Source organism: Arthrobacter sp. P4_F11 (genome assembly GCF_056401395.1).
This window is the reverse complement of the sequence record NZ_JBFUJK010000007.1, coordinates 242479-256522: the sequence shown is the minus strand read 5'-3', so window position 1 is coordinate 256522 and position 14044 is coordinate 242479. Positions and strand designations below refer to the sequence as shown.

Genomic DNA, 14044 nt, shown 5'->3' with positions numbered 1-14044 from the left:
GAATTTCACCGGTTTCGCGGTCGATCGCGCAACCCTTGACACTGCGCGCATGGACATCCAAACCGACGTAGGTACGCTTGTTCATGGCTGGAACCTCCAGACGTTCAAATGTGGCTCTACCAGTCCACACCCGCACCAGAATGCGGAACAGACCGTGGGCCGGCAACCCACGAATCTCTTTGAACCCGGGGTTCCAGTCCTACTTCAGGCAACCACCACACTTCATATTGTCTAGGGCTGCGATGGAGTCAGGGTGCTCGACGTCAACCCACCAACCTGCGTTATCCAGGCTGAGCTGGTAGGTGCTGCGCCGGTCGCGCCAGTGCCGCGGCAGGCAACCCATCTTGACCTGGTTGCCCCAGTCGTCTTTGACGCCCTTGACGCAGTCCTCCAGGGTCATCCCCATGAAGTCGGCTCCTTTTGCATCGGGTGCTTGGCGCCGTAGCCGGACAGCACCTCCGCGAAAGCGATCTCGTCATTGTCGGAAATGTAGACCGTGGAGCCGGGAGTGTCATAGCGACTCCAGCCTGCCGGCTCATCACCGCTCAGGCGCCCGCGGATCCAAGGCACCGCGGTTGGTAGTGGTAACCCTGCGGCCGGACCGGAAGTCATCCAGGACCCAGAGCGGATCTAATGCTGCTTCGCTATTCGACTGAAGCTGAGCGTAGCCTCATGGACCGGACGTTGGGCAATCCCGAGCATGTATCGTCGGCAACGGTGGTCGAATTGTTGGAAGCCGTGAAGAACGAGATGATCCTGTCCCCTAACTCCGAGCGTGATGCGGCCCTTGCCTCGGTGACAACCATGCAACGCGAAGCGCCTTTCAGTCGTTTCCACGGCAAAATGTGGTTCCCGTTCAAGCTGCGATTGCTGTGCTAAGTGGGCTCAAATCTGATTGACATTCCCACCCCGCCGGCAGCAGGAACGCCAAGATCCCAACCGGCGTGTCGCGCCAGGCAGGGTCCCCCGTTGCGCAGGCCTCCCAGCGGGCTGACCCCGTTTGGTTGCCGTACCTATTTTGCCCGGCAGGTGGCCGGAGTATCGTGGTGCGGAGCTGGCCGGGCCGGTCCCGTCCGGCCAGGCAGCAAGCAGTGCTCACAGCGCGTCCATTGGCGATCGCCTAGGAGTGGCCATGACTTCGCCCAGCGTCCCTATACCGCAGCCCCCCACGAGGCCGGTGGTCGGCAATTTGCCGGACATCGACTCCAGCAAGGGAATCCTGGGAATAGTCGAGCTGGCGGAGCGGTACGGCCCCATAGTCCGCATCCAGTTCTTCAACCGCAGTATCGTCGCCATCTCTTCCCAGCAGCTCGTCAACGAGGTGTGCGACGAGTCCCGGTTCGGCAAAGTGCTGGGCGTTGCCCTGCGGCAGGTGAGGCAGTTCGCCGGCGACGGCCTGTTCACCGCAGATACACAGGAACCCAACTGGCAAAAGGCACACCGGATCCTGATGCCGGCGTTCGGGCCTGCAGCGCTGAAGCGGATGTTCGCCGGCATGGACGACATCGTCGAGCAGCTGCTGCTCAAGTGGGAGAGGCTGGGCCCCACGGCGCGGATCGACATTCCGGACAGCACCACCCGCCTGACGCTGGACACCATCGCCCTGTGCTCGTTCAACTACCGGTTCAACAGCCTCTACCGGGAGGAGATGCACCCGTTCGTCGGCGCCATGGTCCGCGCCCTGGTTGAGTCCGGGGACCGGGCGCGCAGGCTCCCAGTGCAGAACAAGATCATGCTGCGCAGGCGGCACCAGCTCGAGGAAGACCATGCCCTGATGTTCGAGGTCGCCGAACAGATCATCAGCGACCGGCGGCGCAACCCCAGCCCGCCGGGCAGCGAAGACATCCTGGACACCATGCTCAGCGCGGCGGACCCGGTGACCGGTGAGCGTTTATCCGATGAAAACATCCGCTATCAGATGGTCACATTCCTGATTGCCGGGCACGAGACTACCAGCGGCTTGCTGTCCTTTACACTCTACGAACTGCTGCGCCATCCAGGCGTCCTGGCCAAGGCGCGCGCACAAGTGGACGAGGTCCTTGGTACCGAAAGCGCCAGGTTCGAGCATCTGCCCCGGCTGGGATACCTGGACCAGATCCTTAAGGAAACGCTTCGGCTGTGGCCCACCGCTCCGGCGTTCAACGTGACTCCTTACGAGGACACGACGCTCGGCGGCCGCTACGAAGTCCCCGCGGGCCAGCCCATCATGGTCCTGATCCCGCAACTGCATCGGGACAAGGCGGCCTGGGGCGAGGACGCCGGCATCTTTGACCCGGAGCGGTTCTCCCCGGAACGGGCCGCCGAAATCCCCGCCAATGCCTGGAAGCCGTTCGGCAACGGGCAGCGCTCCTGCATCGGCCGGGGATTTGCCCTGCAGGAGGCCATGCTCTTCCTGGCCAAGCTCCTGCAGCGCTTCGAGGTCACGGCGGCGGACCCGGGCTATGAGCTGCAGATCAAACACACGCTGACCATGAAGCCGGAAGGGCTGTTCATCCACGTGCGCAGGCGGGACGTCACCATCGCGGCCGGCCCCCGGGCCGAGGTCGAACAGGCACGGCAGGCCGAAGCCGCAGCGGCGGCCGCCGCGCCCAACGGCGTCCCGATCCGGGTGCTCTACGGTTCCAATGCAGGCACGTCCAAGGACTTCGCCCAGCGCCTCGCCAACGACGCCGGACGGCGCGGCTACAGCCCCACCATCGGTCCGCTCGACGAGGCGGCCGGCGGGCTGCCCACGGAGGGGCTCGTCGCGATCGTGACGTCCTCCTACGAGGGGCAGCCGCCGGACAACGCCCGAAAATTCGTGGCCTGGACCGAGGGCCTGCGGCCGGGCGCCCTCGCCGGGGTGCGGTACACGGTCTTCGGCAACGGCAATAAAGACTGGGCGCGAACGTACCAGGAGGTGCCCAAGGCCATCGACGCCCGGCTCGAGGCAGCCGGTGCCACGCGGATCTATGCCCGGGGCGAGGCCAACGCCCGCGGCGACTTCTTCGGCGATTTCGAAGAGTGGTACGCGGGATTCTGGCCCGCGGTGGACGACGCCCTGGGGCAGCGGACCAGCCCGCCGACAGCGCAGCCCGAGCTGGAACTGCAGTTCGTCGGGAACGTCCGGGACCCGATGCTGCGCCAGAACGGGCTGGCGCTGGGCACCGTCGTCGCGAACCGGGAACTGGTCGATCTGGACAAGCCCGGCGCCCGGTCCAAGCGGCATGTCGAGATCGCCCTGCCCGAGGGGATGAGCTACCGGACCGGGGATTATCTGGCCGTGCTGCCCCTGAATCCCAGCGAACTCGTGCAGCGGGCCTTGGCCCGTTTCAACCTCGACTACGACTCGCACGTCCAGCTGAGCATGGAGCGCGGGGACACCTTCCTGCCCACGGGCGCGCCGGTGGCCGTGGGCGAACTGCTGAGCAGCTACGTGGAGCTCGCAGTCCCCGCCACCCGCACCCAGCTCGAGGATCTGGCGGATGTCGCGGCCGATCCTGCCCACCGCGCCGAACTTGAGGCCCTGGCCCAGGACCGCGGGCGGTACGCGGCCGAGGTCCTCGACAAGCGCGTTTCCCTCCTTGACCTGCTGGAGACGTATCCGTCATGCCAGCTGTCGTTCACCTCGTTCCTGCAACTGCTGACCCAGCTGACCCCCCGGCGGTACTCCATCTCCTCGTCCCCGCTCTGGAGCCCCGACCACGTGACCCTGACCTTCGCCGTCATCCAGGCTCCGGCGTGGTCCGGCCGCGGGGTCTTCGAAGGGGCCTCGTCCACCTACCTCGCCCAGGCCAGGCCCGGGTCAAGGGTCGCGGTTACTGTCCGCCCCTCGAACGCGGCCTTCCACCCGCCGCCCTCCCTGGCGGTCCCGCTCATCATGGTCTGCGCGGGGACGGGGCTAGCCCCCTTCCGCGGGTTCGTCCAGGACCGGGCGCTGCGGGCCGAGGCCGAGGAGACGACGCCGGCACCTGCCCTCCTGTTCTTCGGCTGCCGCGCCCCGGACACCGACTTCCTCTACCGCTCGGAACTCGCGTCGTGGGCGGACCAAGCCAACCTCGATCTGCGGCCGGCCTTTTCCACCGCACCCGAGGACGGCCTGAAATACGTCCAGGACAGGCTCTGGGCAGACCGGGCCGACGTCGTCGAGCTGGTCCGGCAGGGCGCCACGGTCTATGTCTGCGGCGACGGCAAGCACATGGCGCCGCAGGTAAGGGACACTTGCGCCCTCATTTACCAGGAAGCGACCGGCGCCTCCAAGGCGGAGGCCGAGGCCTGGATGGATGAAGTGGAGCGCACCCACGGCAGGTACGTGGCCGACATCTTCACCTGAGGCCGGCCGGTGCCGCCTAGCGGTGGTTGAACTCCGGCTGCCGCTTCTCGGTGAAGGCGGCCATGCCTTCCTTCTGGTCCTCGGTGGCGAACAGCGAGTGGAACACGCGCCGTTCAAACAGCACGCCCTGAGCAAGCCCGGTCTCAAACGCGGCGTTCACCGCTTCCTTGGCCACCATCGCCACCGGCTTGGATTTGGACGCGATCACCTCGGCGGCCTTCAGCGCCTCCTCGACGACGTCCGCGGCGGGGACCACCCGGGACACGAGGCCCGCGCGTTCGGCCTCCTCGGCGTCCATGAAGCGGCCGGTCAGGATCATGTCCATCGCCTTGGACTTGCCCACTGCCCGGGTCAGGCGCTGCGAGCCGCCCATGCCGGGGAGCACACCAAGGTTGATTTCCGGCTGGCCGAACTTGGCGTTGTCCCCGGCGATGATGAAGTCGCACATCATCGCCAGCTCGCAGCCGCCGCCGAGCGCAAAGCCGGACACGGCTGCCACGACGGGGATGCGGAGCCGGGTGAAGTCTTCCCAGCCGCGGAACCAGTCCGCCGCGTACATGTCCATGTAGCCCTTGGACTGCATTTCCTTGATGTCCGCGCCGGCCGCAAAGGCCTTCGCCGAACCGGTCACCACCACGGCACCGACCCCCGGGTCCGCGTCCATCCCGGCGACTGCCTTCACCAGCTCGTCCATCGTGGCCTTGTTCAGGGCATTGAGGGCCTCGGGCCGGTTGAGCGTCACGAGGCCCACGCGGCCGCGGCGCTCCACCAGGATGTTTGCGTACTGTTCCGTCATGGGTGGTCCCCTTAGGTGGTGCTGGTCTGGTTCTGGTTCTGATGTTGCGCGTTGGCTTCGGTCCGAAAACTAGTGCCCGGCCGTGCCTGCCTCGGATTTGCCTGCTTCCGACTTTTCCCGGATGTCGGTGATGATGCCGGAGAAGTCCCGGCCGGCACCGCCTTCCGCGGCAAACGTATCGTAAATTTCGGCCGCGAGCGGCCCGAGCCGGGCCGCGACGCCGGTGCTCTGCAACGCGTTGAGGGCCAGGTTGAGGTCCTTTGCCATGAGCGCCCCGGCGAAGCCCGGCTGGTAGTCCCGGTTGGCGGGGCTCGTCGGGACCGGACCGGGCACCGGGCAATTGGTGGTCAGCGCCCAGCACTGTCCCGAGGCGGCGGAAGCGACGTCGAACAGCGCCTGGTGGGTCAGGCCGAGCTTCTCGCCCAGCACAAAGGCCTCACTGACGGCGATCATCGAGACGCCCAGGATCATGTTGTTGCAGATCTTGGCCGCCTGGCCGGCACCGTGCGCGCCGCAATGGACCACCCGCTTGCCCATCACTTCCAGCAGGGGTTTGACGGCCTCGAAGTCCTCGGGAAGGGCACCGGCCATGAACGTGAGCGTGCCGGCTTCGGCGCCCACCACGCCTCCGGACACGGGGGCGTCGACGGCGCGGTGGCCAGCCGCGACCGCGAGTTCTGCGGCTTCGCGGGCCTCGTCCACGTTGATGGTGGAGCAATCCAGGAACATGGTGCCCGGGGCGGCGGCTTCGAGCAGTCCGGGCGCACCGCCGGCACCGCGGTAGGCGTCAAGGAGGTGCTTGCCGCTGGGCAGCATGGTCAGCACGACGGCGGCGCCCGCCGCCGCCTCGACAGCCGTCCCGGCAGTGGGAATGCCATGCTCCCGGGCGGCGTCCAGGGCCGCTGGCACGACGTCGAAGCCGGTCACCCGGTAGCCGGCCTTGACCAGGTTGACGGCCATGGGGCCGCCCATGTGGCCCAGGCCGAGGAAGGCGATGGTGCCGGTAACCGGGGCTCCTGCGTCAGACATGGTTCTTCTCCTTGTTCTTCTCCTTCGGAGAGAGTTTTAGTTCGCGCCCGCCCAGCGGGGCGAAGTAGGCCGCGACGTCCGTCCCGGTGACCTCGGCGAGGGTGGCGGGTTTCCAGCGGGGATTGCGGTCTTTGTCCACCACCTGGGCGCGAATGCCTTCGCGGAAGTCCGGGCCGTCGAGGAAGCGCAGGCCGACGCGGTACTCCTGCTCCAGCGCCTGCTCCAGGTTCAGGCCGCGGACCCGGCGCAGGGATTCCAGCGCCACCTTGACCGCCGTCGGCGACTTGGCCTCGATGGTGTCCGCGGCTGCGGCGGCCTCCCCGGCCGCCTCTCCACCAAAGGCCCGCAGCCGGCGCAGGATTTCCCCGGCGTCGTCGCTGGAGTAGCAGGCGTCGATCCATTCCTGCTGTGCGGCCAGGGCTGAAGCCGGTGCCGGTTCGGCAAATCGGGCGACGGCGGCCTCCGCCTCCTCGGTTTCGAGCGCTGCCGCCAGGTCCGGCAAACGGCCGGAGGGCACGAAGCAGTCGGCGAGGCCCAGGAACAGCGCGTCCGCGCCGCTCAGATGGGCTCCGGTCAGGGCCGCATGGGTGCCGGTCTCCCCCGGTGAGCCGGAGAGCAGCAGGGTGCCGCCGACGTCGGGAACAAACCCGATCGTCGTTTCGGGCATGCCCGTGCGGGTGCGTTCGGTGACGATCCGTACGGAGCCGTGGGCCGAGATCCCCACGCCGCCGCCCAACACCAGCCCGTCCATAAACGCGACGTACGGCTTGGGGTATTCGGAGATGAGCAGGTTCAGCCGGTACTCGACCGCCCAGAAGTCCGCGGTGGCGTCCCCGCCGTCGAGCATGTCCCGGTAGATGGCCACGATGTCCCCGCCGGCGCAGAGGCCCCGGTCCCCGGCGCCGCGGACCAGCACCGCGGCCACGGCGTCGTCGTCGGCCCAGAGCGTGAGCTGTTCGAGCATCGCGGCGGCCATGCCGGCCGTGAGGGCGTTGACGGCCGCGGGCCGGTTGAGCGTCACGACGCCGAGGCGGCCGCGCCGTTCAAACGTCACTTCCCCGGCCAAGAGTTCGCCGGCCGCTTCTCCACTGTCCGCCACCCGCGCAACGTCCGCCCCCATCAGCTGCCTTCCGGCATGATGAAGCTGGCGCCCTGGCGGATACCGGACGGCCAGCGGCTGGTGACCGTCTTGGTCTTCGTGTAGAAGCGGAAGGCGTCGGCCCCGTGCTGGTTGAGGTCGCCGAATCCGGACGCCTTCCAGCCACCGAAGGTGTAGTACGCAATCGGCACGGGGATGGGGACGTTGATGCCCACCATGCCCACCTGGACCCGGCTGGCGAAGTCGCGGGCGGCGTCGCCGTCTCGGGTGAAAATGGCCACGCCGTTGCCGAACTCGTGTTCGCTGCAGAGCCGGAGGGCCTCGTCGTAGTCTTCGGCGCGGAGCACGCTCAGGACCGGGCCGAAGATCTCTTCCTTGTAGATCTTCATGTCCTTCGTGACGTTGTCGAACAGCGTGGGTCCGACCCAGAAGCCGCCGTCGTAGCCTTCCACCTTCAGGCCGCGGCCATCGGTCACCAGGCTGGCGCCTTCCTCGACGCCGGAGGCGATGTAGCCTTCGATCCGGTCCTTCGCGGAGGCCGCCACCACCGGGCCGAAATCGGAATCCTTGGCGAGGCTGTGGCCAACCTTGAGACCGGCGATCCGCGCCTGCAGCTTCTCCACGAGCACATCCGCGGTCTTCCGGCCGACCGGAACGGCCACCGAGATCGCCATGCAGCGCTCGCCCGCGGAGCCGAAGCCAGCCCCGATCAGGGCGTCCGCGGCCATGTCCAGGTCCGCGTCGGGCATGATCACCATGTGGTTCTTGGCGCCGCCGAAGCACTGCGCGCGCTTGCCGTTCGCCGCGGCGGTGGCGTAGATGTACTGGGCAATGGGCGTGGAGCCGACGAACCCGATGGCCTGGACCCGCGGATCCTCCAGCAGCGCGTCCACCGCTTCCTTGTCCCCGTTGACCACGTTGAAGACGCCGTCCGGCAGGCCCGCCTCGGTGAAGAGCTCGGCCAGCCGCAGCGGCACGGAGGGGTCCCGTTCGGAGGGCTTGAGGATAAAAGCGTTGCCGGCGGCGAGAGCCGGCCCGGACTTCCACAGCGGGATCATGGCCGGGAAGTTGAACGGCGTGATGCCGGCAACGACGCCGAGGGGCTGGCGCATCGAGTGCACGTCGACGCCGGTTCCGGCATTGTCCGAGAACTCGCCCTTGAGCAGGTGCGGGGCGCCTGCGGCGAATTCGACCACTTCGATGCCGCGCTGGATGTCGCCCTTGGCGTCCGGGAAGGTCTTGCCGTGCTCGGAGGACAGCAGGGTGGCGAGTTCGTCCATGTGCTCGTTGACCAAGTCCACGAACTTGAGCAGGATCCGGCCGCGGCGCTGCGGATTCATCGCGGCCCATTCCACCTGCCCCTTTTCGGCGCTGGCAATCACGTTGCGCACTTCCTCGGTGCTGGCCAGCGGCAACCGGGCCTGGACCTCGCCGGTGCAGGGATCGTACACATCGCTGAACCGGCCGGAGGTACCCTCAACCCGCTGCCCGTCAATGTAATGGGATAGTTCTCGAACCATGACCGAATGCTCCTTTGCATGTGACCTAGATCATCTCTTCAGCCGAATATACTCGGACTTCCTACTAATTTCCAGAGGACGGAGCCGACCGGCGGCTTCGTCCGGGGGCCAAGTTCGGTAAGTTAGGGACTGTGAAGATTGCTACCTGGAATGTGAACTCGCTCCGTGCCCGCGCCGACCGTGTAGAGTCCTGGCTTCAGCGCACGGACTGCGACGTCCTGGCCATCCAGGAAACCAAATGCAAGGACGAGAACTTCCCCTGGGAGCTCTTCGAGAACATGGGCTACGAGGTGGCGCACTTCGGCCTGAGCCAGTGGAACGGCGTCGCGATCGCCTCCCGGGTGGGACTCGACGACGTCGAACGCACCTTCCTGGACCAGCCCGTGTTCGGCAAGAGCGGCAAGGACGCCGTGCAGGAGGCCCGCGCCATCGGCGCCACGTGCGGCGGCGTCCGGGTCTGGAGCCTCTACGTCCCGAACGGCCGCGCCCTCGACGATGAACACATGCCCTACAAGCTCAACTGGCTGGACATCCTGAAAACCCACGCCGGCACCTGGGTCAAGGAGGACCCCCAGGCGCAGATCGCGCTGATGGGCGATTTCAATATCGCCCCCCTGGATGATGACGTCTGGGACATCGACTACTTCCGCTCCGAGGGCCTCACCCACGTCAGTGAACCTGAGCGGGCCGCCTTCCACGCCTTCGAGGAGGCCGGCTTCCAGGATGTCGTCCGCCCGCACACCCCGGGGCCCGGCGTCTACACCTACTGGGATTACACGCAGCTCCGCTTCCCGAAAAAGGAGGGCATGCGGATCGACTTCATCCTCGGCTCCCCGGCCCTGGCGGCACGGGTCACCGGTGCGATGATCGACCGCGAGGAGCGCAAGGGCAAGGGCGCCTCGGACCACGCCCCGGTGATTGCGGAACTGACGGACTAATGGCTGCCGGCCAGGGAAGCGTCGTGATCCAATGACGGGGAGCATCTACCACGGACAGTCCGGGCTGCCGTTCTCTTCCGCGCTCCGGATCTACGAGCCCCTCGAGGCGTTCCCCGAACAGCAACGGAAGACCCTGGAGGCCGCCGGCGCCGGCCAGGCGTCCCGCGCGGCTGTGGAGAACGCCGAGCTGCTGGCGTCCCTGGGCCGCATCACCCGGCCCGACGGGGATCCGTTTCCCACCGGCCGGACCGATCTGGTGCGCGTTGTCGCGGCCCCGGCCAGGCGGGCCCCGTCCGGCGCAGCGCTCGACGCAGCCACGTCCGGGACAGCGGCCGCCCCGCAGCCCGACCGGTTGCTGTACTGCCCCAGCCAGCTGGTCCTCCGCGCCGGGCTGGCCGCCAATGCCCTGATGGAAGGCATCCACGGGCCCCTGGCCCAGCTGCTGATCCCGGAAGAACAGCGGGACAAACACCAGGAACGCATTGATGAGGTGCGCGCCCACGATGGACTGAGCCGGGTCCACACCAGGGCGTCCACGTGGGGCATTCCGTTCAGCTGGTTCTGCCTTTTCCAGGAATCGGATCCCACCGACGTCGTCGAAGCCGACGGCCACATTGTGACGGTCCGCATCCGCGCCGGCATCGGCAACGCGCTGGAGCGGGTGAGCTACGCGGTGGCGCACCTGGCCCTCGCCGCGCCCGATCTCGACATGCTTGAGGATTTGACCCAGCTCACCGAATGGCTTGAGCTCTTCCACCCCGACTCGGCAGTGGAACTCGACTACGGCGGGGTGGCTGACAAGGTCTATCCGGATGATTCGCCGCTGGATGTACGCCTCGGCATCGAGTGCCTGGCGGAGGGGGACATGACCGGCGCCGCTGCGGCCTACCGCCGGCTGGCCTCGCGTTGGGTGCCGATCCGCCAGCTGGCCCGCGCGTCCTAGCCCGGCCCGAACGCCGCTAGCGGAGCCGCGCGGACTGGCGCAGCGGCGGCGCCGTCGTCGTCCGGATAATCAGCCGGTGCGGCGCCACAGCCGACTGCACGGAGCCGGAAATGCCGTCGAGTTCGTCCAGCAGCATTTTGGTGCCGAGTTCGGCCTGCTGGTCCGGGCGCTGCCCGACTGTGGTCAGGCCCATGGCCTCGGCGAAGTCGTGGTCGTCGATGCCGATGACCGAGAGGTCCTCCGGGACGCGCACACCGGCTTTGTTGGCCTCGAAGATGACGCCCATAGCCATCTCATCGGAGGCGCAGAAGATTGCTGTGGGCTTGGGACCGTCGGCGGCCCAAAGGCGGCGGAATGCCTCCTGACCGCTGCGCACGGTGAAGTCCCCCCAGAGGTCCCATTCGGCCCGGACGGGCAGCCGCGCCTCGCCCATGATGTCGTGGAAAGCCTGGATCCGGACCCGGGGGACGTCGAAGTTGAGGTCGGTTTCGTCGTCTCCGTGCAGGAGCGCGATGTCCGTGTGGCCCAGCCCGATCAGGTGGCGCACTGCGGTGGCGGCCGCAGCGTAGTCGTCGATGCCGATGTAGGGGCACTCCTCGACATGACCTCCCACCACCACCAGCGGGATATCGATTTTCTGGAGATGCTCGATTTCCTCGTGGGTGAGCGCCATGCAGAGGACCAGCAGGGCGTCGATCTGCTTGTAGACCATGGTCTTGCTGAAGAGCCGCTCACGGTGGCTGCCGTGGCCGCCGAGGTTGAAGAGGGAAAGGTTGTACTGCCGGGAGTGCAGTTCCCGGTCGGCGCCCTCGATGGCCTTGGAGAAGAACCAGCGGCTGACGAACGGGGCCAGCACGCCGATGGTTTTGGTCCGGCCCGTCGCCAGGCCGGACGCCGAGGACGACGCGACGTAGCCCAACGATTCGGCGATGCCGAGGATCTTCTCGCGGGTTGCCGGGGAAACACGGGGCAGTCCCCGGACGGCCCGGGATACGGTGGCCGTTGACACGCCCGCGGCGGCGGCGACATCCTCAATGCTGACGCCCGAGTGGCCGCCGCGCTGCGCCCGTTCCGTCCGTGCCACCTGTGCCCCCTAGTTAACGGTCCGTGGAAGCCTGGCGGCCGCCCGCAGACGTGTTGCGCCCGCCTCCCCCCGGCGGCTGAATAATCCTGCCCGGCTTCTGTCCGGCTGCTGTCCGGCTGCCTAGCCGCGCCGGCTGGCCGTCCGGCGCGGCAAACGCCGGCGCAGCCGGATCATCCCGTAGAGGGCCAGCAGCATGGCGAGCAGGCCCAGGGCCCAGAAGAGGGCCGGCTGGGCGGTCACTTCCATCCAGACGGTGACCACCAGCAGGACGACCGTCCAGAATCCGAGGAAGCCGATGATGATGTCGAAGTCTTCGCCGGAGCGCACCTTTCGACGCGTCGCCGGCACGTGGCCCTGGTTCTGCTCGTCAGTCATCACGCCTCAGTCACTTGACCGCGCCGGCGGTGAGGCCGGCGACGATCTTGCGCTGGAACACCAGCACCAGGATGACCAAGGGAATGGTCACGATGGTTCCCGCAGCCATGATCGCGGTGTACGGAATCTGGTTGGGCTGCGCACCGGCGAAGCTGGCAATGGCCACTGTGACCGGCTGCGTTGCGTCGGACGAGAGCTGGCTGGCGATCAGGAATTCATTCCACGAGGAGATGAAGGCCAGGATGGCGGTCGTGAAGATGGCCGGTGCGGCCAGCGGCATGATGACCTTCCGGAACGCCTGTCCCTGCGTGCAGCCGTCCACCCGGGCCGATTCCTCGAGCTCCCACGGCATCTCCCGGAAGAAGGACGTCATGGTGTAGACCGTCAGCGGCAGCACGAACGAGATGTTCGGGATGATCAGGGCCTGGTAGGTGCCCATCCAGCCGATGTTCGTGAAGAGCTGGAACAGCGGGGTGATGAGGGCGACGCCGGGGAACATGGAAGCGCCCAGGATGAAGCCCAGCACAAGGTACTTGAACTTGAAGTTCAAGCGGGCCAGTGCGTAGGCGGCAAACACGCCGATCACCAGGGACACCAGGGTGACGACGGTGCCGATGAACAAGCTGTTCAGCAGTGCCTGGCCAAAGTGGTTGCCGAAGGAGGTGTCGAACGCCGTCCTGAAGTTGTCCAGCGTGATGTGGGTCGGCAGGATCGAGGTGTCGTAGGTGTAGCCGACGTCGCGGAACGCCGTCACCACCATCCAGTAGGCCGGGGCCAGGCACCAGAAGAGGATCACGACCGCACTGATGTAGGTCCGGCTCTGGGCCCACTTCTCGCGGTTCTGCGCGGCCTTCCGCCCCCGGTCCTGCTCTGCGCGCAGCTCGGTTGCGGCGCTCGTCGCGGCGGTCATTTCTTCCCCTTACCTGCGCCGGTCTGCTGCTCCACGACGTTCGCTCCGAGGAAGCGCACGAAGATGAAAGCCACCAGAAAGATGATGATGAACGTGATGGTGGACAAAGCCGCCGCCGCGTTGAAGCCCTGCCTGATCTGGTTGATCACCAGGATGGACAGCGTGGTGGTGTTGTTCGCTCCGCCGGTCAGGATGTACGGGAGGTCGAACATGCGCAGCGCGTCCAGGGTGCGGAACAGGATGGCCACCATGAGCGCCGGTTTCACCAGCGGCAGGGTGATCATCCGGAACCGCTGCCAGGCTGAGGCGCCGTCGACCTTGGCCGCCTCGTACACTTCCGCGGGAATCATCTGCAGGCCGGCCAGAATAAGCAGCGCCATGAACGGCGTGGTCTTCCAGACGTCCGCGATGATCACGGCCCACCTGGCCGGCCATTCGCTGCCGGTCCACAGGACGGTGGTGTTGAAGAGTTTGTTGCCGATGCCTTCGAAGGCGAAGATGAACAGCCACAGCTTGGCCGTCACGGCGGTGGGGATGGCCCACGGCACCAGGACGGCTGCGCGGACCAGGCTGCGGCCCTTGAAGGCCCGTGCCATGATGACGGCCATCCAGAAGCCGAGCACCGTCTCCAGGGCCACCGTCACGATGGTGAAGAAGAACGTGGTGCCGGTGGCGGACCAGAACTGCGCGCCCAGGGTTCCCGGCGGGCAATCCACGGTTCCGCCGTCCGGAGCCGGGCACTGCTGGAAGATCCAGTTGTAGTAGTTGGAGAAGCCGGCCGGGCCACCCTCAACGAAGAGACCCGTAGCGGGGTCCAGACCGGCATCTTTTTGGAATGACATCACAATGGCGGTGATGATCGGATACACGATCACTACCGACAATGCGAGGATGGTCGGCGCCAGCAGCCAAGCTGCCCAGCGCCCCTGCGTCGCGATGCGGTTGTCCTCCCCAACACCCTTGGGTGCGTGGTGGATCGGTGCCCCGCCCGACGCCGGTGCCTTGACCGACGTCGGGCCTACTTCGGTTGCCATGATG

At 67.0% G+C, this 14044-nt stretch carries 13 protein-coding genes; 4 read left to right on the top strand and 9 right to left on the bottom strand.

Features of this window, described 5'->3' with window-relative positions:
• Positions 1 to 199: 199 nt before the first annotated feature.
• Positions 200 to 406 carry a hypothetical protein gene (locus AC1DRO_RS10505; protein ID WP_476942633.1) on the bottom strand — a complete coding sequence of 69 codons (207 nt, stop codon included), beginning with the start codon at positions 404 to 406 and terminating at the stop codon, positions 200 to 202.
• A 266-nt stretch (positions 407 to 672) separates the two neighbouring features.
• Between AC1DRO_RS10505 and AC1DRO_RS10500 the strand changes: the two genes are divergently transcribed.
• Both AC1DRO_RS10500 and AC1DRO_RS10495 read left to right on the top strand, forming a co-directional pair.
• Positions 673 to 879, top strand: a complete 207-nt coding sequence (locus AC1DRO_RS10500; RefSeq protein WP_243181383.1) for a hypothetical protein — start codon at positions 673 to 675, stop codon at positions 877 to 879.
• Between the two features lie 253 nt (positions 880 to 1132).
• Complete coding sequence (locus AC1DRO_RS10495; protein WP_476950761.1) at positions 1133 to 4312, top strand: bifunctional cytochrome P450/NADPH--P450 reductase; 3180 nt, start codon at positions 1133 to 1135, stop codon at positions 4310 to 4312.
• Positions 4313 to 4328: 16 nt separating this feature from the next.
• Here AC1DRO_RS10495 and AC1DRO_RS10490 read toward each other — a convergent pair whose 3' ends face one another.
• The 4 genes from AC1DRO_RS10490 to AC1DRO_RS10475 all read right to left on the bottom strand — a co-directional run bounded on the left by AC1DRO_RS10490 (position 4329) and on the right by AC1DRO_RS10475 (position 8756).
• The gene (locus AC1DRO_RS10490; RefSeq protein WP_223914579.1) at positions 4329 to 5108 is read right to left on the bottom strand and encodes an enoyl-CoA hydratase; all 780 of its coding nucleotides are present in this window, start codon (positions 5106 to 5108) and stop codon (positions 4329 to 4331) included.
• Positions 5109 to 5177: 69 nt separating this feature from the next.
• Positions 5178 to 6137, bottom strand: a complete 960-nt coding sequence (mmsB, locus tag AC1DRO_RS10485; RefSeq protein ID WP_476950760.1) for a 3-hydroxyisobutyrate dehydrogenase — start codon at positions 6135 to 6137, stop codon at positions 5178 to 5180.
• Complete coding sequence (locus AC1DRO_RS10480) at positions 6130 to 7257, bottom strand: enoyl-CoA hydratase/isomerase family protein (protein WP_476950759.1); 1128 nt, start codon at positions 7255 to 7257, stop codon at positions 6130 to 6132. Before AC1DRO_RS10480 ends, mmsB begins: the two co-directional genes overlap by 8 nt.
• Positions 7257 to 8756, bottom strand: coding sequence for a CoA-acylating methylmalonate-semialdehyde dehydrogenase (locus AC1DRO_RS10475; protein ID WP_476950758.1), 1500 nt, complete (start codon positions 8754 to 8756; stop codon positions 7257 to 7259). Before AC1DRO_RS10475 ends, AC1DRO_RS10480 begins: the two co-directional genes overlap by 1 nt.
• Positions 8757 to 8887: 131 nt before the next feature.
• On the opposite strand from AC1DRO_RS10475, the gene AC1DRO_RS10470 reads away from it, so the two are divergent.
• Together AC1DRO_RS10470 and AC1DRO_RS10465 are read left to right on the top strand one after the other, a co-directional pair.
• Positions 8888 to 9694 (top strand): exodeoxyribonuclease III, encoded by an 807-nt coding sequence (locus AC1DRO_RS10470; RefSeq protein WP_476950757.1) that lies wholly within the window; start codon positions 8888 to 8890, stop codon positions 9692 to 9694.
• Positions 9695 to 9725: 31 nt separating this feature from the next.
• On the top strand, positions 9726 to 10637 hold the full coding sequence (locus tag AC1DRO_RS10465; RefSeq protein ID WP_476950756.1) for a DUF8083 family protein: 912 nt from the start codon (positions 9726 to 9728) through the stop codon (positions 10635 to 10637).
• A 16-nt stretch (positions 10638 to 10653) separates the two neighbouring features.
• On the opposite strand, the gene AC1DRO_RS10460 is transcribed toward AC1DRO_RS10465, so the two are convergent.
• From AC1DRO_RS10460 to AC1DRO_RS10445, 4 genes are all read right to left on the bottom strand, one after another.
• A complete protein-coding gene (locus tag AC1DRO_RS10460) occupies positions 10654 to 11721 on the bottom strand; it encodes a LacI family DNA-binding transcriptional regulator (protein ID WP_476950755.1) in 1068 nt (355 codons plus the stop codon).
• A gap of 120 nt (positions 11722 to 11841) precedes the next feature.
• Positions 11842 to 12096 carry a hypothetical protein gene (locus tag AC1DRO_RS10455; protein WP_476950754.1) on the bottom strand — a complete coding sequence of 85 codons (255 nt, stop codon included), beginning with the start codon at positions 12094 to 12096 and terminating at the stop codon, positions 11842 to 11844.
• Between the two features lie 10 nt (positions 12097 to 12106).
• On the bottom strand, positions 12107 to 13006 hold the full coding sequence (locus tag AC1DRO_RS10450) for a carbohydrate ABC transporter permease (RefSeq protein ID WP_476859442.1): 900 nt from the start codon (positions 13004 to 13006) through the stop codon (positions 12107 to 12109).
• Complete coding sequence (locus tag AC1DRO_RS10445) at positions 13003 to 14040, bottom strand: carbohydrate ABC transporter permease (RefSeq protein WP_364746992.1); 1038 nt, start codon at positions 14038 to 14040, stop codon at positions 13003 to 13005. The genes AC1DRO_RS10450 and AC1DRO_RS10445 overlap by 4 nt, the downstream gene beginning before the upstream one ends.
• Positions 14041 to 14044: the final 4 nt, after the last annotated feature.